Here is a 340-nt window from a genome sequence, read left to right as displayed (position 1 = left end):
CTACCGGGCGTTCCTGGCCGTGCTGCGCGGCGCCGCGGACGTGGTGGTCGGCACCCGCGCCGCCGCGTTCGCGCCCGTCACCGACCTGGGCCTGGTGGTGTGCTGGGACGACGTGGACCGGCTGCACGCCGAGCCCCGCGCCCCCTACCCGCACGCGAGGGAGGTCCTGGCGATGCGTCACGACCTCGAGGCGGCGGCACTGCTCGTGGGCGGTCCGACCCGGTCGGTCGCGGCGCAGCGGTGGGTGCGGGACGGGTGGGCGGTCGCGATGGAGGCCCCACGGGAGGTGCTGCGTGCCCACGCCCCCAGGGTCAGGGCCCTGACGAGCGTCGAGCTGGCG

At 77.6% G+C, this 340-nt stretch carries 1 pseudogene; it reads left to right on the top strand.

Features of this window, described 5'->3' with window-relative positions:
- Window positions 1-340 (top strand): annotated as a pseudogene (locus N869_RS18305) (primosomal protein N'); the annotation flags it as partial.

Origin of the sequence: Cellulomonas bogoriensis 69B4 = DSM 16987 (assembly GCF_000767165.1) — a bacterium.
GTDB lineage: Bacteria > Actinomycetota > Actinomycetes > Actinomycetales > Cellulomonadaceae > Actinotalea > Actinotalea bogoriensis.
This window is presented reverse-complemented; position numbering and strand designations above follow the sequence as displayed.